Origin of the sequence: Rhizobium sp. S96, from assembly GCF_030382195.1 — a bacterium.
Taxonomy (GTDB): domain Bacteria; phylum Pseudomonadota; class Alphaproteobacteria; order Rhizobiales; family Rhizobiaceae; genus Rhizobium.
The window spans coordinates 134,414-156,885 of the sequence record NZ_JAUDRY010000008.1; the positions used below are offsets into that span (position 1 = coordinate 134,414).

Below are 22,472 nucleotides of genomic sequence, written 5' to 3' on the forward strand. Positions count from 1 at the left end.
ATGATGAATCAACGCCGCGAAAGCGACATGGATCCGGCTTTGTCTGCCATGGATTGGAGGGAGATTCCCAACCGCACTTCCGGCAATGAAGGTGTGCCTCTTCAGTAACCCCCGCTGATGGAAAGCAGGGAGAGAACAAAAAGGCCCGCACCGTCGTTGCTTCAGGCGTCCTCGCATTTTCCGGTTGGCCGGAATAGCGACTGGAGGGGTTAATTCCAGGTACCTTACCGATTTCCTCACCAATTCGAGGGTTCGGCGGACACCCATGGGCACGTGCGACTTTGGGCTGATCCGGAAATAAGAATATTCGCAGTCATAATCAAGAATTATTTTGACTCACACTCAAAAAAATAAATTGAACAAACAGGCGCAATTTGTTCAACATTCCTCAACAACGGAGGACAGTCATGGACACCCTGACCCGCATACGCGCTTTCATCGATGTCGTTGAAGCGGAAGGCTTTTCTGCAGCCGCTCGGCGCACCGGACGTTCAAAGGCGCTGCTGTCCAAGTACGTGAGGGAGCTGGAAGACGAGTTGGGCGCCCTGCTCCTCAATCGCACCACCCGCCAGTTCTCGATGACCGAGGCCGGCCACACCTATTATCGCACCGCTTCCGACATCCTGAAGGAGATCGACAACCTCGCCGATCTCGTGCGTGAGAACAACGCGCAGCTCAAGGGCCGGTTGAAGGTCTCGGTGCCGCGCACCTTCGTGGACGCCGATGTCGGCCAGTCGCTGATCGACTTCGCCAAGGAGAACCCCGATCTTGCACTGGAGATCGCCGCGGACGACCGTTTCGTCGACCTCATCGAGGAAGGTTTCGACGTCGCCATCCGCGTCACGAAGCTCGAGGACTCGGGCATGATCGCCCGCAAGATTTCCGATTTCCGCGTCCATCTTTGCGCGACGCCCGAATTCGTCGAGCGCCATCCCGATCTCGCGCACCCGTCGGACCTGTCGAACGTCCCCTTCATCGTCGACACCAACTCGCGCAGCCAGGGCAGCATTCGCTTCTACAATCCCGACAACACCTCTTTTGCCGTGGCCGTCACCGGCCCGATGGAGGTCAACAGCCCGCACGCCACGCTGCGCGCCGCCCTTGCGGGCATCGGCGTTGCGCTGATCCCCGACTTCATCGCGCGCAAGCCGATCGAGAACGGCGAACTCGTGACATTGTTCAACGACTATATTCCGACCGATCGCGGCATCTATGCCGTCTACCCGCATCGTCGCTATCTGCCGGCAAAGGTGCGGATCTTCGTCGATTATCTTCACAATTGGTTCAAGAAGCACCCATGACCGGCCGCCACGGGGAACGGTCCCAATTCCGTCCCATTTTCTCGCAAGAAATCAAGGTGAACAACGGGATCGCGCGGTAACCGAACGCATGAAAAAATTGATACTTCTGGCGGCGTCGATGCTGTCGCTGCTACCTGCCGCCGCGTTTGCGCACCCGCACGTCTTTGTCGAAGCGCGATTGGAAGTCGTGGCTGGTGATGATGGAACCGTCTCCGAACTGCGCAACGTCTGGCGCTTCGATGAGGTCTTCTCCTCCTCTGTCGTCATGGATTTCGACAAGAACACCGACCTGAAGCTCGATCCCAACGAGCTTGCCGAAGTCGGAAAAACCGTGCGCGATTCCTTGGCCGATTACGATTACTACATGAACCTCACGATGGACGGAAAGAACATCAAGGTTCAGAAGCCCGACATCATTCATGTCGACTACAAGCAGGGCCAGCTGCTGATGTTCTTCGCCGTCAAGCCGGCCGAGACCATGCCGCTGAAGGGGCGGTTGACCTTCGGCGTCTACGATCCGACGCTCTACACATCGATCGACTTCCCGACGGACAACGAGCTCGTGCTCGTCGGCGATGCCCTGAAAAGCTGTAAGCATCAGGTGGTGCGGCCGGATGCCGACCAGGTGATTTCGGAGAACAAGCAGTCTCTCACCGACGCGTTCTTCAATGATCCGACGGGCACAAACATGTCCAAGCTCTTTGCCACGCGCCTGGACGTGACATGCTAGTGCGCGCGCTGAAGCCGATTGTCCTCGGCGCCGCCATCGCGGTTGTCGCGGGACTGGCTGCCGCCCACGCGCAATCGCCGCTAGGAATCGGCACCTCCGAGCCGAGCTTCCAGCCGATCGGCGGACCGCTTGCGCCGCTTCTTCATTTCATCAACACGCAGCAGCAGGCCTTCTATCGCGCCCTGACAGGCTCACTCAGCGCGATGCGCGAGAACCCCTGGCACCTTTGGACGCTGATCGGGCTTTCCTTTGCCTATGGCGTGTTCCATGCCGCCGGCCCCGGCCACGGCAAGGCCGTCATCTCCTCCTACATGATCGCCAATGAGATCGAGCTGAAGCGCGGCGTGACGATCTCCTTCGTATCCGCTTTCGCTCAGGGAGTCGTCGCGATCGCCTTGGTCGGCTGCGCCTGGGTGGCCTTGCGCGGCACCGGCATCACCTTGACGGCCGCGACACAGGCGATGGAGATCGCGAGCTTTGTGCTGGTCATCCTGTTTGGCGGCTGGCTGCTGCTGCGCAAGCTCTACGCGCTCGCCTCGGGCATGCAGCGGAGAAACGCTGTTGCCGCAACGCCAGCGGGACCGGTGAGCATGATGCTCGACTGGCAGGACAATCCCGCAGGCAAAGACGGCGGCAACTATGCCTTCGGCGATACGCAGGCGCGCGCGGCTGGACATAAGTTCATTTCCGGCATGGCCTGCGAAACCTGTGGCCAGTCGCACATGCCCGATCCTGCCAGCCTCTCGGCGGAGAAATTCAGCGTGCGCGAGGCGTGGTCGGCGATTTTCGCCGTTGGCCTGCGTCCCTGCTCCGGCGCCCTGCTGGTGCTGACCTTCTCGATGCTGAACGGGCTTTATCTCGGCGGCACCCTCTCGGTCTTCGCCATGTCCTTCGGAACGGCGATCACTGTCTCGATCCTCGCAACCCTGGCCGTTACGGCCAAGGGAACCGCCATGCGCCTAGCCGGCCGCGGCTCTGCGGCCTCGGTATGGATCGGCAACGCCATCGAGATCCTCGGCGCACTGCTGGTGATTGTCATGGGTGCGTTGCTGCTCGGCGCGTCGCTGCAGGGATAAGCCCGAGGGCCCTATCGGCCCTTGCTGCGCTGATAACGCGCCCTGAGCCAGAAGACGACGAAGAACGCCAGAACCAGGCAGGTGCCTACGGCGGTCGCGAGGTAGGGCGAATAGTTCCCCAGCCACAGCACGACGGTCGGCATGAAATAGATGACGAGACCCGCGGCGACGAGAATGATCGCTGCGGCGATAGCCGAAGATCGGCTCTCGGGTTTCGGGTCGGTCATGCCATTCACTCCTCCAGATGAGGAGATAGGGCTTAGGCCAGCCGCCCCGGAAAGGCAACCGGCCGTCGCATCAGGTCACAGGCTGTCTTTGGCAGACGAGACCGTGGCGTCGATATGGTCGACAAGTGCGTCGGGAAGACCAAGCCGCCCGGCAAGCAGGTCGAGATAGCCGCGCTCCGCGCGTGAATCGGGATCGATCGTCAGTCGCGAAGCGGTGTAAAGCTCCACGCGCTGTTCCTCGGTCACGGCTGCCGCGATAAGCGCGTCGAGATCCGTCGGCTGCGACAGTTCGCCTTCGATGAACTGCGCCGCTTCGCCGCTGACATCCGCTGCCTTGATCTTGTCGAGGATCAAGGCCCGCTCGCCGTCATCGATATGGCCATCGGCCTTTGCGGCCGCGATCATCGCACGGATCAGCACCAGTACGAACTCGTTGCTCTGCGCCGGTGACGCCGCGCCGAACCCGGATTCCTGGGGTGGTGGCAGAAGCGCAGGCTGTACGGATGGAGCGTCAGGAGGCGTGGCGGGCGACTGGCCAGCCTGATAGTTCTTGTAGGCCTGATAGCCAAGACCGGCGATGGCGGCGAGCCCGCCGATCGTCACGGCGTTGCCGGCAATATTACGGCCTGTCTTCGTGCCGAGAAGCACGGTCGCGAGCGCGCCGGCCTTCCACGGATTATCCTTGGCCATCTGGATCGCATCGCCTGCCCGGTCGCGGACGCTGCCGCCAACACCCGGCACCTGCGAGCCCAGAAACTGCTCAAGAAGCTTCTTCGCGTCGAACATCCGTCGTCATCTCCCTGTTGTGGCTTCTGGGGAGATAGGAGTGGGGACCGGCGAATGCAAATGATGGAGTAAAAGGAGGGCTTGAAGAAGCCCCTTCTGGCCTGCCGGCCATCTTCCCCACAAGGGGGAAGAGAACATTTGGCACCGGCGGCGCCCAGATGAGCCCCTCCCCCTTGTGGGAAGGGGTTGGGGAGGGGTCTTACACCCGCCCCGCTCAGCCCTTGAGCGCAGCAGCCTCGGCAGCGAGCTTGGTGATGCCAGCCCAGTCGCCGGCCGTGATCAATTCCTTCGGAGCGACCCAGGACCCGCCGACGCAGATGACGTTCGGAAGCGAGAGATAGTCCTTGGCGTTCTTCAGCGAGATGCCGCCCGTCGGGCAGAACAGCGTGCCAGCGAGCGGCGAAGAAAACGCCTTCAGCATGGCAGCGCCCCCAGCCTGCTCGGCCGGGAAGAACTTCAGCACCTGATAGCCTTCCTCGCGCAGCGCCATGACTTCGCTGGCCGTCGCAGCGCCCGGCAGGAGCGGTACGGAGGAACCACGCGCGGCATCGAGCAGTTCCTGCGTCGTACCGGGGCTGACGATGAACTTGGAGCCTGCGGCAACGGCCGCTTCCCAATGCGTGGCATTGAGGATCGTGCCGGCACCGACTTCGGCACCTTCGACTTCGTCCGCGACGGCACGAACCGCCTCAAGCGCGGCCGGCGTGCGCATGGTGATCTCGATCGCCTTCAGACCGCCGGCAACGAGTGCCCGCGCCAGCGATACAGCCGACTTGACGTCGTCGACGATCAGGACCGGAACGACAGGCTGAAGTTTCAGGATGGAAAGGAGCTTTTCTGTCTTCTCGCCCATGGCCGATATTTCCTTTGAATCGATTGAATTCCGAGTTGGAAATAGCGCCAAGGGTACACTTTGTCGAGACCGAAGCCATGTTTGGAATCGAATGGGTATCAACGCCTTCTAAATTGCGCTACGGTGCCAAGATCGTCACAAAAGGTTTACTGTCATGGCGAAAGAGATCGAACGGAAGTTCCTGGTACGCAACGATAGTTGGCGTGCAGGCGTTCAGACGCAAGCCAACCTGAGGCAGGGTTACATTGCATCGATGGACGATCGTTCCGTTCGCGTTCGGCTGCTGAATGGCGAGAAGGCCAGGCTGACGATCAAGATCGGCCGCAGCACCATGACACGGGAGGAATTCGAGTACGACATACCTGTCGCTGACGCCGAGCAGCTTCTCGATGATGCGATCGGCATCGTTATTGAGAAGACACGCTATCGCGTTCCGCACGAGGGTTTTGTCTGGGAGGTCGACGTCTTCTCCGGTCAACATCGTGGCCTGGTGATCGCCGAAGTCGAAATGAAGTCGGAAAGCGATCGGCCGAGTCTCCCGGCATGGCTGGGGCGCGAGGTCACCGGCGACTTCCGCTATTCGAACCAGGCGCTTGCCACCGAATTCGAGCATGACAGGCATGCCCTATCGCATTCGGCCTGACCGCGAATTCACCGCAGAATTTCGCAAAGCGGCCAAGGGGCAACTGCATCACGCAATCACCACCATCGAGGAAAAGCCTGACGGGCCGCATGAAGCGATTCATGATGTCCGCAAGAACCTGAAGCGCGTCCGTTCGCTCTATCGACTGGTCTCCAGGGAAATCCCGAAATTTCAGGAGCGCGAAAACGCTCGCCTGCGCGATATCGCGAAAACCATCTCGGCCGTCCGCGACGCCGCGGCCTTGGTTGAAACGGCAACCTACTTGAAGTCGTCTGCGCACGATGACGAGGAGGCGGAGGCACTTTGCCGCATCATAGCGATCCTCGAAGAGCGCCGCGACCGCATGATCGACGCCGAGGGCGGAATGGACGAGCAGTGCGCGCATGTGATCGCGGCCCTTGAAGCAGCGGAAGCCGCAGTTGACGATGTGACCTTCCCGCATGGTCGCCGGAACGCTGCTAGGCTGATTTCGAAAGGGTGGCGCAACACGTTGAGCAAGGCCCAGAAAGCCATGCATGCTTGCCAGAAGCGCTGCTGCACGGAAGCCTTCCATACGCTGCGCAAGCGCGCGCAGGACTACCGTGCCTACCATCTCCTGCTCGCACTGGTTTGGCCGTCGGCGATGGCTGCAAAGTACGACGCGATCAGCGACCTCGTCGATGTGCTGGGCCGGGTTCATGACCTCGACGTGCTGTGCGATCTCGTGGAACAGGAGCCGCGTCTGTTCGAGAACTCCGACGATCTGGCGTGGCTGCTGGCCGCAATCATCTTCCGCCAGCAGGTGGACCGACATACGGCGCTGGATCTGGCCGCGGATGTCTTGGCCGACCCGCCTCGCGAGGAAGCCCGCAGGATCAAGACACTCTGGCTCGCGCTCAGCAAGCCTTGATGGCTCTGGGCTTACAGGAACCGTCACCGCGTCTGAACAGCTCCGGGATCCGTGAGATTGCGGCGAAATGCCCGTCTCTCCGCGTTATTGCGCATTGCAAGCAGGCGCGAGAGCCTGTATTTCCAGCCGCATGACAGACACGTTGCTCCCATCGACGTCTGCGGCGAGCCCATCCCTCGTCGCGGCCCTTTATCATTTCGTATCCGTGCCGCGCTTCGAAAGCCTGCGCGAGCCGCTGCAGGCGCTGTGCGAGGCGAACGGCGTGAAGGGAACGCTGCTGCTTGCCCATGAAGGGATCAACGGGACGATTGCCGGCCCCGGCGAAGGCATCCGCACGGTTCTCGCCTTTCTGCGCGCCCAGCCCGAATTTGCCGGATTGGAGCACAAGGAAAGCTGGGCATCGAAAATGCCTTTCCTGCGCATGAAGGTGAAGCTGAAGAAAGAGATCGTCACCATGGGCGTCGAGAACATCGACCCCAACAAGGTGGTCGGCACCTACGTGGCGCCGCAGGACTGGAACGCGCTGATCTCCGATCCGGATACGATCGTCATCGACACCCGCAACGACTACGAGACGGCGATCGGGATCTTCCGCGGTGCGGTTGATCCGCAGACCAAGACCTTCCGCGAATTTCCGGAATGGGTGCGCCAGAACACGGGCCTGCACAACAAGCCGAAGATCGCCATGTACTGCACCGGCGGCATCCGTTGCGAAAAGGCGACGGCCTTCATGAAGGAACAGGGCTTCGAAGAGGTCTATCACCTCAAGGGCGGCATCCTGAAGTATCTCGAAGAGGTACCGCAGGAAGAAAGCCTGTGGGATGGTGCCTGCTTCGTCTTCGACGAGCGCGTTTCCGTCGAGCACGGACTGAAGGAAGGCGAGCACAAGCTCTGCCATGCCTGCCGCAACCCGATCACTGCGACCGAAGTCACCTCACCCTACTACGAGGAAGGCGTCTCCTGCAGCAACTGCTACCCGACCCGCACGGAAGAAGACCGGCTGCGCTACCGGCAGCGTCAGCACCAGATCGCGCTGGCCAAGAAGCGCGGGCAACGGCACATCGGCACCTAAGCAACTGAAATACGGCGCGCGCCCATCTTCTTGGAGCGCGCGTCCAGAAGCCGTTCGGTGATCTGTTCGGCTGGCATCGGCTTGCCGAAGAAATACCCCTGAAGCGTATCGCATCCGAAAAGGCGGACGGCGACAGCCTGCTGTTCCGTTTCGATGCCTTCCGCGGTCACCGGAATGTCGAGCGAACGCGCCAGGGCCACGGTGGCCTGCAGCATTTCGCGCTGGCCGTCGCTTTCCAGAATCTCCATCACCAGCGAGCGATCGATCTTGATGCGATCGAAGCCGAACTGGCGGAGGTAGCCGATGGACGAAAAGCCCGACCCGAAATCATCCAGCGCCACTTTGACCCCGAGCGTCTTCAGTCGCTCGATCGCCTGACGCGTGCGCTGCGGATTCTGGATCATGTAGCCTTCGGTGACTTCCAGCGTGACCCGCTTGGCTTCGATCTCGGTCTGCCGCAGGACGTAGCGGACATAATCGACGAAGGCAGGATTTCGGAATTGCCCCGGTGAAACGTTGACCGAGATGCGAAGCTCCGGCCATTGCTTGGCGGTCTCGCACGCCTTGCGCAGGACAAAGAGGCCGAGTGCCTCGATCAGCCCGCTTGTCTCCGCGACCGGAATGAAGACTTCCGGTGACACTGGACCATGCCCAGGGCGGTTCCAGCGCACAAGAGCCTCCACGCCCGTCATTTCATGCGTGGCGGCATCGATCAGCGGCTGGTAGGCAAGTGTCAGATCTCCACCTTCGATCGCCATGCGCAGATCGAGTTCAAGCGCATTGCGCTCCTCTCGGTCCGCATCCATCGCCGGATCATAGAGCGTCATCCGCGCGCGCCCTGCTTCCTTCGCCTTGTACATGGCAAGATCGGCGCGGCGAACCAGTTCTTCGCGATCGACCGTACCACCGACCGAAGAGGCAATGCCGATGCTCGCGCCGATAACGACGACGCGGCGTCCGATCTCCAGCGGCTCGGCCAGGAAATCGAGGATCTGCTCGGAGAGCTGCAGCGCCGCGGCATCCCCGTCCTCTGAGGTAAACGCGATCGCAAACTCGTCGCCGCCGATCCGCGCCAGAACGGCGCCCTCGGGGATCAGGACCTTGAGCCCCGCCGCAACCGCGCGGATGAGCTGATCGCCGGTCCCGTGGCCGTAGGCATCGTTGACTTCCTTGAAGCCGTCGAGATCGAGATAGAGGATCAGTACGTTGCGGTTGGTCTGCGCGGCGTGCTGGACAAAGCTATCCACCGCCAGTCGGAGACCGTCGCGATTCAAGAGGCCACTGAGCCGATCGAGAAGCGTTTCCTCGCGAGCGCGAACTTCCTCGGCGCGAAGCCTCCGGCCTGCCAGCAAGCCGATGACGAGCAGCACGACGAAAAAAAGGCCGACAAGGCAGAGCGCCTTGACGACCATCGGGCGAACCTCGCCGTAGCCGATATCACCCGGAGCACGCGACACCCAGACGAGCTTGCCCAGCGAAGCGCCGACCACATCCTCGATCTTCACGAAATAGGTGGCAGCCGTCTCTGCCGGAACCAGCTTCAGTCCGCCGATGACATAGGTCGTGCCGAGGTCATCGATCTTGCCCGCATCGAGGTGCCTCGCAAAGATCAGGTACCGGTGCTGACCGGGAGGCAGGTCGAGCTCGCCCGACTTCTTCCTCACCAGCGCTATGCCAACAGCCGCAATCCCGGTTTTCGTATCGACAAAGCCGGTTGCCTCCGGCGTCTGCCCCGGTCCGGCTGCCTTGACCCGGTCGAACAGCGCCCACAGGGACGGGGCGAAGAAGTCGTCCAGGGTGCCGTCCATCGGCTTACCTTCCTGGTAGGCCATGATCGACTTGCGGTTGTCGTCGACAACGATCGCCATGTCGAAAAGTGAACTGTTGACCGACATCTCGCCGTAGTTCGAAACGGTCCACTCCATGCCGTCGGAGGCATAGACATTGGTGGCTGCATCGTCCCAGGCCGCATAGTCATTGAGGGTCGCGCTCAGCTGTGCCGCGAAGGTGTGCAAGGCACCCGACATCGTCTCGCGTGAACGCTCATCATCCAGCACATTGGATTTGGACGCCACGCGCTCGAGTGCGCTCAAGACCATGATCGTGACGACAGCAACAACCACGGCAAACGAGAACAATACGCCGGTCACGGTCGCGTGCCGACCGATACCTGAACCCTTGTTTTTTGTCTTGAAAAGTGCCGGCATTCCTACTCCCCGATCGGGGAATACTGCCAGCCAAGCGTTCAGAAAACGTTTATGCCGCGCTGTAACGATTAATCATGCGACGACTCTTGAGCGCCGAGGAATATCGGCAAACCATCAGCGGCGCAATCAATATATCCGTTATTTTCCAGTTGTTTAGATAAATGGAAATTGAGTGGAAAGGTCAGCACGCCGATCGATCGCTTTTCGAAACTTTGCAAAGCAATCCGCGAACGCTCCAGATTCTGCAACCTGACAGATCGATGCCGTTTGCTCTTCGTCTGTTTTGCCGAGCACGGGAACGCGGATGAACGCCTCCCCGACAAGGTTGAATGACATCGTCTTCAAGACCTCGGTCAATTGCTCCAGCGCAATGTCCCCGCGATGCGAGGCGTGGGCGATCATGACAGGCTTGAACGGCACCTCGTCGCGCGACACCAGCCAGTCCAGTGCGTTCTTCAAGCCGCCCGGCAGACCATGGGCATATTCCGGGCAGGCAATGATGACGCCGTCGGCTGCGCGAACCTTGGCGGCGAATTCCTCGACGATCGCAGGCGTGTTTTCTCCCTCCCGATCCGGATTGAAGATCGGCAGTTCGCCGATCAGATCCGATATCGCGACGACCACGCCATCCGGCGCATAGTCCCTGAGCGCCTCAAGCAACCGGCGATTGGTTGAGGCCTCTCGCTGGCTGCCGCAGAGCGCATAGAGGAATAGAGGTTTTCGATCCATGCGTCCCGGCTTAGCGCAACGCGCCGATTCGGGCCATCATCCGCCCTTGTGATTGCCTTTCGGGAACTGGGCCGCCAGTTCGCTATACCACTTGCCGCTCTTCTTCACGGTGCGAACCTGCGTTTCGTAGTCGACGTGAACAAGGCCGAAGCGCATGCGGTAGCCTTCCGCCCATTCGAAATTGTCCATCAGGCTCCAGGCGAAATAGCCGCGCATAGGGTAGCCGTCCTTGATCAGGTCGGCAACGACATCGAGATGCTCGCTGTAGTAATCGAGACGCGGCTGGTCATCGACCTCGCCATTGACGACGTCCATGTTGTAGCAGGCGCCGTTCTCGGTGATGTAGCATTCCGGCAGTTCGTAGCGACGATAGAGGTCTTCGACGACGTTCTTCAGGCCTGGCGCGTAGACTTCCCAACCGATATCCGTCTTCACGTCGCTGACGCGCGGCGCCTCGACCGTCCACGGGAAATCACCACTCTTGGCCGGATCATCGGCAACGCGCAACGGCGTGTAGTAATTCAGGCCCCACCAATCGAGCTTCTGGCTGATGGTTTTCAGGTCCGCGTCCTCGACCACCGGCATGCGGTCGCCAAGCGCCTCCAGGAATTCCTTCGGATATTCGCCCTTGAAGACAGGATCGAAGAAGGCGCCGTTGTGGAACTGGTGCGCCCGCTCACCCGCTGCCTGGTCTGCGGCACTGTCGGAGCCCGGCATCACGGACATGGCGTTGAGCACGAGACCCACCGGCACTTTCGGGGCTTCCGAACGGATCGCCTCGACACCGAGACCATGCGCGAGGTTCATGTGATGCATCGCATGCAGCGCCGCCTGCATGTTGCGCTCGCCTGGCGCATGAATGCCGTAGAGATGGCTGAGCCAGACAATGCACCACGGCTCGTTGAACGTCGCCACGCTGTCGAGGCGGTCGCCGAGGCGAGCCATGACAGTCTTGGCATAGCGCTGATAGGCATAAGCCGTCGAACGCGCCGTCCAGCCGCCGTCGCCCGCCAATAGCAGGGGCAGATCCCAGTGGTAGAGTGTAGCGAAGGTCTTGATGCCACGCGCCTTGCAGCCATCGACGAGGCGATCATAGAAATCGAGGCCGGCTTCATTCACCGGGCCCGTGCCGTCAGGAATGATGCGCGGCCAGGCGATCGAGAACCGATAGGCCTCGACGCCCATCGACTTGATCAGGTCGAGATCCTGGTCGAGCCTGTTGTAGTGATCGCAGGCGACATCGCCATTGTGGCGGCCATAGACCCGCCCCGGCATGTTGCAGAAGGCATCCCAGATCGACGGCTTGCGGCCATCGGCCTTGCTTGCGCCCTCTATCTGAAATGCGGCAGTCGCAACGCCAAAGGTAAAATCGCCCGGAAAGCGGGCGGCGAGGGTCTTCGCATCGATCATCTGGAAATCCCGTTCTTCATGGTTTCGACGGCGGTTTAGCCAAGCGGACCGATGTTGTACAGAGCGGAAATGACAGGACTGCAACGTTTCAGTGGCTGGATAGGGGATTGCTCCCGACAGGCTTGAAGAGTCGCGTCCAAGCCCCGCGAGAGCCTTGCCTTGCAATGCACCAATTTTCGCGGAACAACGCTGCCATGAGTATTCCCAAGACGCACCCCTTCCCCTTCGACCCCACCTACGGCATGACGCTTGACCAGTTGCGTGCCATCGCCCCGCCGCCGGCACCGCCAGGTTTCGATGGGTTCTGGGCGAAGCGCTATGAGCGAGCGCTTGCCATCGATCCGCAGCCGAGGTTGAAGAAAAGCGCGTTCACCCACCCCGCCTGGCATGTGCTCGACATCACATACCGCTCGAGCGGCGACGTTGAGATCAGCGGTTGGCTGCTGCTGCCGCGCGACAGACCGGTGCGCCGCGGCGTAATCGTGGGCCACGGCTATGGCGGCCGCGATGCGCCGGATTTCGAGCAGCCAGTGGAGGAAACAGCCCTGCTCTTCCCGTGCTTTCGTGGCATGTCGAAAAGCCAGCATCCGCCGATCCCGTCAGATGCGCCGGGCCATGTGCTGCATGACATCGACAAGCCCGACCAATACGTCATCGGCGGTTGCGTCGACGATCTCTGGCTCGCCGTCTCGACGCTGCTTGCACTCTATCCCTGGCTATCAGGCCGGATCGGCTATATCGGCGCCAGCTTCGGCGGCGGCATCGGCGCGCTGGGCATCCCCTTCGATCCCCGCATCGCCAGGGGCTACCTCGTCGTCCCGACCTTCGGTGACCGCGCCCAATGGCTGACGCTACCGACCGTCGGCAGTGCCGATTCAGTCCAGACCTACCGCAAGACAAACCCCGACGTCCTCGATCACCTGCGCTTGTTCGATGCCGCGACCGCCGCCACGCGGATCAACGTACCCATGCTGGTCGCCCCCGCGCTGTTCGACCCCGCCGTCGCACCGCCCTGCCAGTTCGCCGTGGTCAACGCCCTGCCGGTGTCAAAAGACAACGAGATCTTCGTGCTCGATGCCGGCCACTTCGATTATCCCGGCATGATGGAGCAGAACTACGCCCTGCGCGAAAAGCTCCGCGGGTTTCTGCGCCTGCTGTAGCAGGATACCTCAACAAGCTGCTCTCCCCGCATGAGGGAGACGCCCGGCAGCTCGCCGACCCGATAACGCTGATGTCAGAAGTCGTGAATTGTCATTGCCGCAACCACAGCTAAAGGCTGCAGGCAGTCTTCCTCATGAAAGGTCTGCCATGTTCGCTTCGGTCAGCTCCCTGCAACCGCATCTTCTCAGCCTGCTGCGTATTGTCTCGTCGCTCGTGCTCTTCAGCTACGGCACGCAGAAGATCCTGCATTTCCCCGCCGCCGAGCGGGTGCCTGATGTCGGCTCCCTGTCCTGGATCGCCGGGCTGCTTGAGCTTGTTCTTGGTTTTCTGGTGCTGATCGGCTTCCAGACGCGCGCTGCAGCCTTCGTGCTGTCAGGCCTGATGGCCTTTGCCTATTTCATCGGCCACGCATCGAAAAGCCTGTATCCCGCCCAGAACGGCGGCGTCGCCGCCATCCTGTTCTGCTTCGTCTTCCTCTACATCGTCGCTGCCGGCGCCGGACCATTCAGCGTCGATGCCGTGACGAAGCGCAAGCAGGCGACGGCCTGACCGATACGCGGTTCGAAGCGGCGCATTGCCGCTTCGAACACAGAGCCGAACAACGCTCACGGGTTCTGTTTCGCGTCCTTGAGCTTCACTGCCATCGAGACGGTGCCGCGCACGATTATGTCATTGCGCGAGCCATCGCCTCGAGGATAGCGATTGAGATCAGCGGTGCTCGTAAGATTGGTGATCTGGCAGCTCTCGGCCAGGGTCTGCAGAATGAGATCGCACTGTCCACCCGCCATCAGGTAAAAACCCCTCTGCGCAGTGCTGATCTGCTCAGCAGTATCCTTGTCCGCTTCGACAGGTACGGAGAGCGACATCGTCGCCTGCACGTTGACCATTCCCGGCGTACGCTGCCCGGCATAGAAATTCGGCATGCGATTGGGCATGTCCTGCGACAGTACCGGAAACGCGACAAGCGCGAAGCCGCAGGTCATGACTCTGGCAAAAACTTTCATCGAACGTCTCCCCATCTGGTTGCGTTCGTTTCTGCCACAGCATTGTTAAACGACAATGAGCGCACTCCCTGAGAATGCGCTCAATAGTTGCATTTCATATCTGGATGAGGGATCAGACCTTGACCCAGGCGCCATTCTTCTTAGAGGAAGCCACGCAGGCCTCGACGAAGGCAACACCCTTCACACCGTCATCGACCGTCGGGTAAACCACGGCCTTGTCGACTGCCTTGCCCTTCTTGTGGGCATTGATGGCATGCGCGGCTTCCGTGTAGATCGTCGCGAAGGCTTCGAGATAGCCTTCCGGATGACCGGACGGAATGCGCGAAACGCGGGCAGCGGCAGGGCCGGAGCCGGCGCCGTTGCGGGTGATCAGGCGCTTCGGTTCGCCGAATGGCGTGAACCACAGGTAGTTCGGATCGGCCTGTACCCATTCCAGGCCACCCTTGGTGCCATAGACGCGGACCTTGAGGCCGTTTTCGTGGCCGGGCGCGACCTGGCTGCACCAGAGCATGCCCTTCGCCGGCTTCTCGGACCCCTTGGCCTTGAAGCGAAGCATGACGTGGGCGTTGTCGTCGAGACGACGGCCTTCGACGAAGCTGTCGAGGTCGGCCGCAAGGCTGTCGAGTTCGAGGCCGGAGACAAAGGAAGCGAGGTTATAGGCATGCGTGCCGATATCGCCGGTGGAGCCGCCTGCACCCGACTGCGCCGGGTCGGTGCGCCATACGGCCTGCTTTGCACCACTCTGCTCGACCGCTTCGGTCAGCCAGTCCTGCGGATATTCCGCCTGGACGATGCGGATATCGCCGAGTTCGCCATTGGCGATCATCTCGCGTGCCTGACGAACCATCGGATAGCCGGTGTAGTTATGCGTCAGGATGAAGAGCGCGCCGCTTTCGTCGGCCACCTTCTTCAGCTTCTTGGCATCCGCAAGGTTCGACGTCAGCGGCTTGTCGCAGATGACGTGAATGCCGCGACGCAGGAATTCCTTGGCAGCGTCGTAGTGGACGTGGTTCGGCGTGACGATCGAGACCGCTTCGATGCCGTTCTTCAGCTTCGCCTCGCGGATCGCCATCTCGCGATAGCTCGAATAGGTGCGCGACGGATCAAGACCGAGATCGCGGCCCGAGGCAAGCGCCTTCTCCGGCGTCGACGACAGGGCGCCGGCGATCAGGTCATATTGATCGTCGATGCGGGCAGCGATGCGATGCACCGCGCCGATGAACGCGCCAGCGCCACCGCCGACCATGCCGAGACGGATGCGCGGTTCGCGCGCCTGTTCTGTAGATGCTTCAATTGCCATTGGTTCCTCCAAAATTAGTCCCTGCGGGAAAGATCCCCCTCTGCCCTGCCGGGCATCTCCCCCACAAGGGGGAGAAAACTCGCGGCGGCGCCTCACCTAAGCCCCTCCCCCTTGTGGGGAGGGGTTGGGGAGGGGTTTTAGCTGATCAAAGCCCCAGCATGCGGCGGTTGGCCGCTTGGTCCGTGCCGCTGCCCGCGAAGTCGTCGAACGCCTTCTCGGTGACGCGGATGATGTGCGATTTGACGAACTCCGCACCTTCGCGTGCGCCGTCCTCCGGATGCTTCAGCGCGCATTCCCATTCGACAACGGCCCAACCATCGAAGTTGTTGGCTGTCATCTTCGAGAACACCGCGCCGAAATCGACCTGGCCATCGCCGAGCGACCGGAAGCGGCCGGCACGTTCGACCCAGCCCTGGTAACCGCCATAGACGCCCTGGCGACCCGTCGGATTGAACTCGGCATCCTTGACGTGGAACATCTTGATCCGGTCTTTGTAGATGTCGATGTTGTCGAGGTAGTCCAGGCATTGCAGCACGTAGTGCGAGGGATCGTAGAGCATGTTGGCGCGCGGATGGTTCTTCACGCGCTCGAGGAACATCTCGAAGGTCACGCCGTCATGCAGGTCTTCGCCCGGATGGATCTCGTAGCAAACGTCGACGCCGTTTTCGTCGGCGTGGTTGAGGATCGGCGTCCAGCGCTTGGCAAGTTCGTCGAAGGCGGTCTCGACGAGACCGGCGGGGCGCTGCGGCCATGGATAGATGAACGGCCAGGCAAGTGCTCCGGAGAAGGTCGCATGTGCCTTGATGCCGAGGTGCTTCGACGCCGTCAGCGCCATCTTCACCTGCTCGACAGCCCATTCCTGGCGGGCCTTCGGATTTCCACGCACTTCGGGCGCGGCGAAACCATCGAAGGCTTCGTCATAGGCTGGATGCACGGCGACCAGCTGGCCCTGCAGGTGGGTGGAAAGCTCGGTGATTTCGACGCCGTTCTGGCGCGCAACGCCCGCGAACTCGTCGCAATAGTCCTTCGAGGATGCAGCCTTCTTCAAGTCGATGAGCTGGCCCGCCCAGGTCGGAACCTGCACGCCCTTGTAGCCGATATCGGCCGCCCATTTGGTGATCGAATCCCACGAGTTGAAAGGTGCGGCGTCGCCCGCGAACTGCCCGAGGAACAAGCCTGGGCCCTTGATCGTTTTCATGTCAATTCCTCCCTGAATGACGACCGTAAACGTTTCTGGTAGAGTTCTACCACGCAATTTACCGTCTGCAAGCCGATTTCGGCGAAACAGTGAATTTGCCCGACGGGGCGAAAACCTGACGTGCCAGACTTAATCACGGCATGCCCTCACCCGCAAGATGTACGTACCGCATTTATGCCTTCTCCCGGCGATTGCCGATCGGAACGAGCCGTTTCGATGGACTTCCGGCCGCCCCGTGATACTCTCCTTGCACCAGGAGGTTAGCGCATGACGCGGCGACTGGCAGCAATCTTGGATGCGGACGTCGTTGGCTTCTCCCGATTGATGGGAATGGACGAAGCGGGCACCTTCGCGATGCTGAAAGCTCACAACAGCGAGATCATTGTTCCCGCGATCACGCGCCAGCACGGACGCGTGGTGAAGTTTGTGGGCGACGGCCTGCTGGCGGAATTCGCGAGCGTGGTGGACGCGCTGGCCTGCGCAATGGAAACCCAGATCGCGCTCCGCGAGCGCAATGAGAGTATCGCGTCTGAACGACAGATGCTCTGGCGTATCGGCATTCACGTCGACGATGTTCTCGTGGAGGATGACGACATCTTTGGCGAGGGCGTCAATGTGGCGGCGTGCCTGCAAGGCTTGGCACCGCCCGGCGGGATCTGCGTCTCGCAGCAGGTTCGCGACCAGGTGGGCTCGAGGCTCGCATTTCCCGCGACCGACTTCGGCAACAGGCGGCTGCAACACATCGATCACCCTGTCCGCGTCTGGCGCTGGTCGCCCTACCAGAACGGACACGTGTGGCCGGAGCCCGTGGCGAGTTCTCCGCCGCCTGTTCAGAAGCGCCCCTCGATTGCCGTACTCCCGTTCGCCAACATGTCGAGCATCGAAGGGCAGGAGCATTTTTCGGACGGCTTCACCGATGAGCTGATCGCGACGCTGGCGCGGTGCCGCTGGATGCTCGTCGCTTCGCGCAATTCCTCCTTCAGCTTCAAGGGACAGGCGGTGGATGCGCGAAAGGCCGCGCAGGACCTCGGCGTGAAGTATGTGCTTGAAGGCAGCATCAGGCGGTCGGGCGCAAAAATTCGGGTGACGGCACAGCTGCTCCACGGCAGCGACGGAACGCTCCTTTGGGCCGAGCGCTACGACCGCATGCTGGCGGATATTTTCGAGGTTCAGGACGAGATCGCATCCGAGATCACCGGAACGATCGAACCCGAGCTCGGCGTCATCGAATTCGCCGCCCTTCGCGAGCGCCCGCCGGTCGATATGACGGCATGGGAAATCTATCTGAAGGGGCTCTGGCACCTCTACAGGTTCACGCTCGACGATCTCAACATGGCCAAGGATCTGTTCGAGCAGGCAATCCGCGTCGATCCGAGCTTTGCCCAGGCACAGGCGCGGCTCGCCTACGTGCACATCCAGCTCGGCTGGTACGGCTCCGTGGAGGACCGCGGCGGACGCATTTGCGAAGCGATCGACCTTGCCGAGCACGCAATCCTGCTCGACCAGAAGGAACCGGCCGCGCATATGGCGCTTGGCCGGGCGCTCGCGCTTGACGGTGCGACGCAGGCCGGCATCGCGCATCTGCGCAATGCGATCGCATTGGACAGCAGCTTCGCGCAGGCGCATTTCGCTCTCGGGCAGGCGCTGTGCTACGCGCAACGGCCCGAGGAGGGAATGCCCGAGATCAGGGAAGCCTTTCGCCTCAGTCCGCGCGATCCGCATTTATGGACTTTCTACAACATGCTTGCGATTGCCCATTATCAAATGGGGAACATGAACGAGGCCGCCGAGGCGGCGCGGGCATCGCTGCGATCTCCGAACGTGACCTTCTGGCCCGCGCTGATCCTGGTTGCCATTCTCGGCCGGCAGCGCAAGGCAGACGAAGCCGGCGAGGCCATCGGCATTCTTCATCGTTTTCGTCCGGGAATGAATCTCGCTGCTGCGCGACGGGAATTCTACTTCGGCGACAATGCCACCATGACGGAGGCGTTCGTCGATCAGTTCGCCGCCGATCTGGCGAGCGCCGGACTACCGCAGTGACGAAAAGAGCGCCCGCTCCTTCGAGCGGGCGCTCTCGACTATCAATGGATCAGAACGGCGAATCCGGGAAGTAGAAGTCCTTCGCGTTGTCCTTCGTCACCAGCGTCGCATCGAGGATATAGGTGCCGCGAACCGGAACCTGATCGTAGAGCGAAGCAGCGGTCAGCTCCATGGCCGTGCCCACCATTGCCGGCGGATAGAGAACGTCGACCGGGATCAGCTTGTCGCCGTCCATGACCTTCTTGACCATGTCCTTGGAGCCGGCGCCGGCCACGACATACTTGATGTCGGTGCGCTTTGCCTGCTCGATTGCCTGCAGCACGCCAACAGCCATGTCGTCATCCTGGCACCAGACCACGTCGATCTTCGGATACTTGGTCAGGTAGTCCTGCATCACCTTGAAGGCATCGTCGCGGTTCCAGTTGCCGAACTGGCGGTCCAGAACCTTGACGTTGGAGCCGGCAATGCCCTTGTCGAAGCCATCCTGGCGCTGCTGGTCGATCGGGATCGGCAGGCCGCGGATAACGACAACCTGTGCATCGGGCGTCGTGTCCTTGATGTACTTGCCGGCGACTTCGCCGAGCGCCGGATTGTTGCCGGCAACGTAGATGTCACGGACGGAGTTGTCGTTGGTGCTCGGTGCACGGTCGACCAGCGCCACGAAGGTGCCCTTGTCCTTGACTTCCTTGATGGCGTTGACCAGCGGATCCGGATCCGACGGCAGGATGACCAGCGCGTCCATGCCCTGCGTCGCAAGATCCTGCACCGCATTGGCCTGGCTTGCGGCATCAGGCGACGTCTTGACGATCACGGTGAGGTCAGGGTGCTCGGCCATCAGAAGCTTGGCGACGCGCTCGGCATGGAACACCACGCCGGAGGTCCAGCCGTGGTCGGCCGCCGGGATCGATACGCCGATGGTCTTCTTGTCCGCCGAGTGAGCGACGCCGGCGAGCAGCGCCGCCGTCACGACCGCCAAACTGAATAGTGTCTTACGCATGTCTATTTTCCTCCCATTAAACCCCAGGGCTTGCGAACCTTAAGACCAGGCGCCCCGCCGACCCGGCCAATCCCTTGCTACCTGCGCGCCAGCGACCGCTGTACGAGCATGGCAATGATGATGATCGAACCCTGGATGGCGCCGATCAGATATTCCGAGATGAAGTTGGACAGCAGCATGATGTTGCCGACGAGTTCCAGGATGAAGGCGCCACAAATCGTGCCCCAGACACGCCCTGCCCCACCCTTCAAGGCCGTGCCGCCGACGACGACCGCGGTGATGGCCTGCAGCTCCCACAGGATGCCCGTGGTCGCGGACGTCGAGCCCAGACGCGGCACATAGAGCAGCACGGCGATCGCCACGCAGAGCCCCTGGATGACGAAGGCGATGGTGCGCACGCGGTTGACCGCGATGCCGGAATAGCGCGCCACGTCGCGGTTCGAACCGACCGCCACAACATGGCGACCGTAACGCGTGCGATAGAGAATGAAGGCAGCGACGGCGGTGACCGCGAGGATGACAACGATCGGCACGGGCACGCCGGCGATCGAGCCGAAATAGACCGGGCGATACAGCGCCTGCTGCTCGGCCGAGCGCAGCGTGATCGCTCCACCCTGCGACAACCATGTCGTCAGCCCGCGATATATGCCCATCGTTCCGAGCGTCGCGATGAAAGGCTCAATCTTGCCGAGCGTCGTGATCAGCCCGTTGGCAAGCCCGCACAGCGCGCCGGCAACGACAGTGAAGACCACGGCGACCACCAGCATCAGCACCGGGTTGGCGATGATGCCGGAATTCATCAGCAAGATCATAAGACTGGCCACAAAGGCCACCATCGAACCGACCGAAAGATCAAGATCGCCGGACGAAATGACGAAGGTGGCACCAACCGCGATGATGGCGATGAAGGCGCTGCGGGTGGCGACATTGGCGAGATTGGTAATGCCGATGAAGTTCGGATTGACAAGCGCACCGACGACGAGCAGCAGGGCCAGCGCCGCGAAAGGCGCGACTGCCCTGAGGTCGATATCCCGCCAGGAGCGTCGTCTGATCTCCCTGGTCTCCTCGTTCACAGCCATGTCCAAAACCATCCTCCCGTCGCGTCCCTGCTGGGCACGTAATCTGTCTTGCCGCGTGCGCCGCGGCTGTTGTTATTTGTCGCCTCAGGCGGCCTTCTTCTTCAGGCCCGCGGCATAGCGCATGATCTCCTGTTCGGAGATTTCGTCACCTTCAAGCACGCCGACGACACGCCCCTCGCGCATGACCGCCACCCTCGTACAAAGGCCTATGACCTCCGGCATTTCGGATGACACTACAATGATTGAGCGGCCGTCGCGGGCCAGCGCCGAGATGAAGTGATAGATCTGCTGCTTGGTGCCGACATCGATGCCGCGCGTCGGCTCATCGATGATGATGATCTCAGGCTCGGTTTCCATGACCTTGGCGAGCAGCAGCTTCTGCTGGTTTCCGCCCGACATGCGGCCGGCGACGATATTGGCGTCGCGCACTCTGATATCGAAGCGACGCCGCGCCTTGGCCAGCGCCGACGCCTCGCTGCTGGGGCTGAGATAGCCGTGGCGCGAATGTTGACCGAGCGATTGCAGCGTCAGGTTCGCCATCATGTTGGAGCCGAGCAGAAGTCCCTTCGACTTGCGATCCTTCGTCATGTAGGCAAGCCCGCAGCGGTTGGCTGCGTGCACATCACCGGCCGGAACCGTCTCGCCCTTGATGATGACTTCGCCCGATGTGCGACTGTGCAGCCCGGCGATTGCCTCCATCAGCTCCGTGCGACCCGATCCGATCATGCCGGAAAAGCCGATGATCTCCCCCTTGCGCACCTCGAAGCTTGCATCCTGGACATAGCCGGTCGACACGGATTCGACCCGCAGCACGACCTCCTCGTCGACATCGGGCTCCACCTTGGTCGGATAGAGACTGGAAAGCTCGCGACCGACCATCAGCTGCGCGATCGATTCTCCGTCGAGCAGCGAGGTTGGCGACGTCTTCACCCATTGCCCGTCGCGCAGCACCGTCACGCGATCGGTCAGTTCCATGACCTCGTCGAGCTTGTGCGACACGAAGACGAAGCTCGTGCCCTTGTCGCGCAGCTTGCGCACCTGTTTGAACAGGAAATTGGTTTCTTCCCGCGACAGAACGGCGGTCGGCTCGTCCATGAAGACGACACGGGCATCGCGGCTGATTGCCTTGGCGATTTCGACCATCTGCTTGTCGGCGATGGACAGAGTGCTGATCAGAGCGTTTTCGTCGACGTGCGAACCGAGAAGATCGAGCGCCTTGCGCGTTTCCGCACGCATGTACTTGCGGTCGAGAACACCGAATCGCGTGACCTCGCGGCCGAGAAACAGGCTTTCCGTGACGGTCAGGTGTTCCGCGAGATTGAATTCCTGGTGTATGATAACGATGCCGAGCGCCTCAGCGGCTCCGTTGGGCGGCAATGTCACCGGCTGGCCATCGAGGATGATTTCGCCTGAGGTCGGCTGCTCGAAACCCGACATGACCTTCACCAGCGTCGACTTGCCCGCGCCATTCTCGCCCATCAGCGCATGGATTTCACCAGCGCGAAGATCGAAATTGACGCTGAAGAGGACCTGCACACCATTGAAGGACTTGCATATGCGCCGGGCGGACAACACCACGGGCGCCGCCTCGACAGTCTCCACACTCATGATTTCCTCCCTGCGGACTCCCATCCGCCTGAGCCTATGTAAACCTTTACATACCGCATGTAAAGGTTTACATCGTTGCTTTACACAGATCTGTCTGGTTCGACCTTTGACGTACCGTTCAGTCTGTGTAGTGTCGCCGCGAATGCAGCCCCAAGGCAGAAC

21 protein-coding genes are annotated in these 22,472 nt (G+C 61.3%); 9 read left to right on the top strand and 12 right to left on the bottom strand.

What is annotated here, in order from left to right; genetic code table 11:
• Positions 1-407 precede the first annotated feature (407 nt).
• The 3 genes from QTL94_RS10445 to QTL94_RS10455 all read left to right on the top strand — a co-directional run bounded on the left by QTL94_RS10445 (position 408) and on the right by QTL94_RS10455 (position 3,107).
• Positions 408-1,301 carry a LysR family transcriptional regulator gene (locus QTL94_RS10445; RefSeq protein ID WP_289801478.1) on the top strand — a complete coding sequence of 298 codons (894 nt, stop codon included), beginning with the start codon at positions 408-410 and terminating at the stop codon, positions 1,299-1,301.
• Positions 1,302-1,389: 88 nt separating this feature from the next.
• A complete protein-coding gene (locus tag QTL94_RS10450; protein WP_065694720.1) occupies positions 1,390-2,031 on the top strand; it encodes a DUF1007 family protein in 642 nt (213 codons plus the stop codon).
• Positions 2,025-3,107 carry a nickel/cobalt transporter gene (locus QTL94_RS10455; RefSeq protein ID WP_289801479.1) on the top strand — a complete coding sequence of 361 codons (1,083 nt, stop codon included), beginning with the start codon at positions 2,025-2,027 and terminating at the stop codon, positions 3,105-3,107. The genes QTL94_RS10450 and QTL94_RS10455 overlap by 7 nt, the downstream gene beginning before the upstream one ends.
• A gap of 11 nt (positions 3,108-3,118) precedes the next feature.
• On the opposite strand, the gene QTL94_RS10460 is transcribed toward QTL94_RS10455, so the two are convergent.
• The 3 genes from QTL94_RS10460 to QTL94_RS10470 form a co-directional block, all read right to left on the bottom strand.
• Positions 3,119-3,334: a hypothetical protein gene (locus tag QTL94_RS10460; RefSeq protein WP_289801480.1), complete on the bottom strand. Its 216-nt coding sequence runs from the start codon at positions 3,332-3,334 to the stop codon at positions 3,119-3,121.
• Positions 3,335-3,409: 75 nt separating this feature from the next.
• Positions 3,410-4,120 carry a tellurite resistance TerB family protein gene (locus QTL94_RS10465; protein WP_289801481.1) on the bottom strand — a complete coding sequence of 237 codons (711 nt, stop codon included), beginning with the start codon at positions 4,118-4,120 and terminating at the stop codon, positions 3,410-3,412.
• A gap of 214 nt (positions 4,121-4,334) precedes the next feature.
• Entirely contained in the window at positions 4,335-4,973 is a 639-nt protein-coding gene (locus QTL94_RS10470; RefSeq protein ID WP_113524000.1) for a 2-dehydro-3-deoxy-phosphogluconate aldolase, read from the bottom strand.
• Between the two features lie 154 nt (positions 4,974-5,127).
• On the opposite strand from QTL94_RS10470, the gene QTL94_RS10475 reads away from it, so the two are divergent.
• The 3 genes from QTL94_RS10475 to trhO all read left to right on the top strand — a co-directional run bounded on the left by QTL94_RS10475 (position 5,128) and on the right by trhO (position 7,577).
• On the top strand, positions 5,128-5,616 hold the full coding sequence (locus tag QTL94_RS10475; protein ID WP_065694715.1) for a CYTH domain-containing protein: 489 nt from the start codon (positions 5,128-5,130) through the stop codon (positions 5,614-5,616).
• A complete protein-coding gene (locus QTL94_RS10480) occupies positions 5,594-6,505 on the top strand; it encodes a CHAD domain-containing protein (protein ID WP_289801562.1) in 912 nt (303 codons plus the stop codon). Before QTL94_RS10475 ends, QTL94_RS10480 begins: the two co-directional genes overlap by 23 nt.
• A gap of 130 nt (positions 6,506-6,635) precedes the next feature.
• Positions 6,636-7,577 (top strand): oxygen-dependent tRNA uridine(34) hydroxylase TrhO, encoded by a 942-nt coding sequence (gene trhO / locus QTL94_RS10485; protein ID WP_289801482.1) that lies wholly within the window; start codon positions 6,636-6,638, stop codon positions 7,575-7,577.
• Here the strand turns inward: trhO and QTL94_RS10490 are convergent.
• From QTL94_RS10490 to QTL94_RS10500, 3 genes are all read right to left on the bottom strand, one after another.
• Positions 7,574-9,784: a bifunctional diguanylate cyclase/phosphodiesterase gene (locus tag QTL94_RS10490; RefSeq protein WP_289801483.1), complete on the bottom strand. Its 2,211-nt coding sequence runs from the start codon at positions 9,782-9,784 to the stop codon at positions 7,574-7,576. The two genes, trhO and QTL94_RS10490, sit on opposite strands and share 4 nt — an antisense overlap.
• Positions 9,785-9,937: 153 nt before the next feature.
• Positions 9,938-10,513, bottom strand: coding sequence for an NADPH-dependent FMN reductase (locus QTL94_RS10495; RefSeq protein ID WP_065694711.1), 576 nt, complete (start codon positions 10,511-10,513; stop codon positions 9,938-9,940).
• A 36-nt stretch (positions 10,514-10,549) separates the two neighbouring features.
• The gene (locus QTL94_RS10500; protein ID WP_289801484.1) at positions 10,550-11,923 is read right to left on the bottom strand and encodes a GH1 family beta-glucosidase; all 1,374 of its coding nucleotides are present in this window, start codon (positions 11,921-11,923) and stop codon (positions 10,550-10,552) included.
• Between the two features lie 194 nt (positions 11,924-12,117).
• Between QTL94_RS10500 and QTL94_RS10505 the strand changes: the two genes are divergently transcribed.
• Complete coding sequence (locus QTL94_RS10505; RefSeq protein ID WP_065694709.1) at positions 12,118-13,083, top strand: acetylxylan esterase; 966 nt, start codon at positions 12,118-12,120, stop codon at positions 13,081-13,083.
• 148 nt (positions 13,084-13,231) lie between these two features.
• Positions 13,232-13,633, top strand: a complete 402-nt coding sequence (locus QTL94_RS10510; protein ID WP_065694708.1) for a DoxX family protein — start codon at positions 13,232-13,234, stop codon at positions 13,631-13,633.
• A 56-nt stretch (positions 13,634-13,689) separates the two neighbouring features.
• Here QTL94_RS10510 and QTL94_RS10515 read toward each other — a convergent pair whose 3' ends face one another.
• From QTL94_RS10515 to QTL94_RS10525, 3 genes are all read right to left on the bottom strand, one after another.
• Positions 13,690-14,088 carry a hypothetical protein gene (locus tag QTL94_RS10515; RefSeq protein ID WP_065694707.1) on the bottom strand — a complete coding sequence of 133 codons (399 nt, stop codon included), beginning with the start codon at positions 14,086-14,088 and terminating at the stop codon, positions 13,690-13,692.
• Between the two features lie 112 nt (positions 14,089-14,200).
• Positions 14,201-15,388 carry a Gfo/Idh/MocA family protein gene (locus QTL94_RS10520; RefSeq protein ID WP_065694706.1) on the bottom strand — a complete coding sequence of 396 codons (1,188 nt, stop codon included), beginning with the start codon at positions 15,386-15,388 and terminating at the stop codon, positions 14,201-14,203.
• Positions 15,389-15,533: 145 nt separating this feature from the next.
• Positions 15,534-16,586: a sugar phosphate isomerase/epimerase family protein gene (locus tag QTL94_RS10525; protein WP_065694705.1), complete on the bottom strand. Its 1,053-nt coding sequence runs from the start codon at positions 16,584-16,586 to the stop codon at positions 15,534-15,536.
• A gap of 267 nt (positions 16,587-16,853) precedes the next feature.
• Here QTL94_RS10525 and QTL94_RS10530 point away from each other — a divergent pair, with 267 nt between their 5' ends.
• Positions 16,854-18,626, top strand: coding sequence for an adenylate/guanylate cyclase domain-containing protein (locus QTL94_RS10530; protein ID WP_289801485.1), 1,773 nt, complete (start codon positions 16,854-16,856; stop codon positions 18,624-18,626).
• 49 nt (positions 18,627-18,675) lie between these two features.
• Here QTL94_RS10530 and QTL94_RS10535 read toward each other — a convergent pair whose 3' ends face one another.
• The 3 genes from QTL94_RS10535 to QTL94_RS10545 form a co-directional block, all read right to left on the bottom strand.
• Positions 18,676-19,623 carry a substrate-binding domain-containing protein gene (locus QTL94_RS10535; RefSeq protein WP_065694703.1) on the bottom strand — a complete coding sequence of 316 codons (948 nt, stop codon included), beginning with the start codon at positions 19,621-19,623 and terminating at the stop codon, positions 18,676-18,678.
• 77 nt (positions 19,624-19,700) lie between these two features.
• Positions 19,701-20,702: an ABC transporter permease gene (locus tag QTL94_RS10540; RefSeq protein WP_113523989.1), complete on the bottom strand. Its 1,002-nt coding sequence runs from the start codon at positions 20,700-20,702 to the stop codon at positions 19,701-19,703.
• 84 nt (positions 20,703-20,786) lie between these two features.
• Entirely contained in the window at positions 20,787-22,310 is a 1,524-nt protein-coding gene (locus QTL94_RS10545) for a sugar ABC transporter ATP-binding protein (RefSeq protein WP_289801486.1), read from the bottom strand.
• Positions 22,311-22,472: the final 162 nt, after the last annotated feature.

What these genes read in the sequence shown, in the direction of transcription:
- QTL94_RS10445 (WP_289801478.1), top strand. Translation starts at nt 408, where the DNA reads ATGGACACCCTGACCCGCATACGCGCTTTCATCGATGTCGTTGAAGCG.
- QTL94_RS10450 (WP_065694720.1), top strand. Translation starts at nt 1,390, where the DNA reads ATGAAAAAATTGATACTTCTGGCGGCGTCGATGCTGTCGCTGCTACCT.
- QTL94_RS10455 (WP_289801479.1), top strand. Translation starts at nt 2,025, where the DNA reads ATGCTAGTGCGCGCGCTGAAGCCGATTGTCCTCGGCGCCGCCATCGCG.
- QTL94_RS10460 (WP_289801480.1), bottom strand. Translation starts at nt 3,334, where the DNA reads ATGACCGACCCGAAACCCGAGAGCCGATCTTCGGCTATCGCCGCAGCG.
- QTL94_RS10465 (WP_289801481.1), bottom strand. Translation starts at nt 4,120, where the DNA reads ATGTTCGACGCGAAGAAGCTTCTTGAGCAGTTTCTGGGCTCGCAGGTG.
- QTL94_RS10470 (WP_113524000.1), bottom strand. Translation starts at nt 4,973, where the DNA reads ATGGGCGAGAAGACAGAAAAGCTCCTTTCCATCCTGAAACTTCAGCCT.
- QTL94_RS10475 (WP_065694715.1), top strand. Translation starts at nt 5,128, where the DNA reads ATGGCGAAAGAGATCGAACGGAAGTTCCTGGTACGCAACGATAGTTGG.
- QTL94_RS10480 (WP_289801562.1), top strand. Translation starts at nt 5,594, where the DNA reads ATGCCCTATCGCATTCGGCCTGACCGCGAATTCACCGCAGAATTTCGC.
- trhO (WP_289801482.1), top strand. Translation starts at nt 6,636, where the DNA reads ATGACAGACACGTTGCTCCCATCGACGTCTGCGGCGAGCCCATCCCTC.
- QTL94_RS10490 (WP_289801483.1), bottom strand. Translation starts at nt 9,784, where the DNA reads ATGCCGGCACTTTTCAAGACAAAAAACAAGGGTTCAGGTATCGGTCGG.
- QTL94_RS10495 (WP_065694711.1), bottom strand. Translation starts at nt 10,513, where the DNA reads ATGGATCGAAAACCTCTATTCCTCTATGCGCTCTGCGGCAGCCAGCGA.
- QTL94_RS10500 (WP_289801484.1), bottom strand. Translation starts at nt 11,923, where the DNA reads ATGATCGATGCGAAGACCCTCGCCGCCCGCTTTCCGGGCGATTTTACC.
- QTL94_RS10505 (WP_065694709.1), top strand. Translation starts at nt 12,118, where the DNA reads ATGAGTATTCCCAAGACGCACCCCTTCCCCTTCGACCCCACCTACGGC.
- QTL94_RS10510 (WP_065694708.1), top strand. Translation starts at nt 13,232, where the DNA reads ATGTTCGCTTCGGTCAGCTCCCTGCAACCGCATCTTCTCAGCCTGCTG.
- QTL94_RS10515 (WP_065694707.1), bottom strand. Translation starts at nt 14,088, where the DNA reads ATGAAAGTTTTTGCCAGAGTCATGACCTGCGGCTTCGCGCTTGTCGCG.
- QTL94_RS10520 (WP_065694706.1), bottom strand. Translation starts at nt 15,388, where the DNA reads ATGGCAATTGAAGCATCTACAGAACAGGCGCGCGAACCGCGCATCCGT.
- QTL94_RS10525 (WP_065694705.1), bottom strand. Translation starts at nt 16,586, where the DNA reads ATGAAAACGATCAAGGGCCCAGGCTTGTTCCTCGGGCAGTTCGCGGGC.
- QTL94_RS10530 (WP_289801485.1), top strand. Translation starts at nt 16,854, where the DNA reads ATGACGCGGCGACTGGCAGCAATCTTGGATGCGGACGTCGTTGGCTTC.
- QTL94_RS10535 (WP_065694703.1), bottom strand. Translation starts at nt 19,623, where the DNA reads ATGCGTAAGACACTATTCAGTTTGGCGGTCGTGACGGCGGCGCTGCTC.
- QTL94_RS10540 (WP_113523989.1), bottom strand. Translation starts at nt 20,702, where the DNA reads ATGGCTGTGAACGAGGAGACCAGGGAGATCAGACGACGCTCCTGGCGG.
- QTL94_RS10545 (WP_289801486.1), bottom strand. Translation starts at nt 22,310, where the DNA reads ATGAGTGTGGAGACTGTCGAGGCGGCGCCCGTGGTGTTGTCCGCCCGG.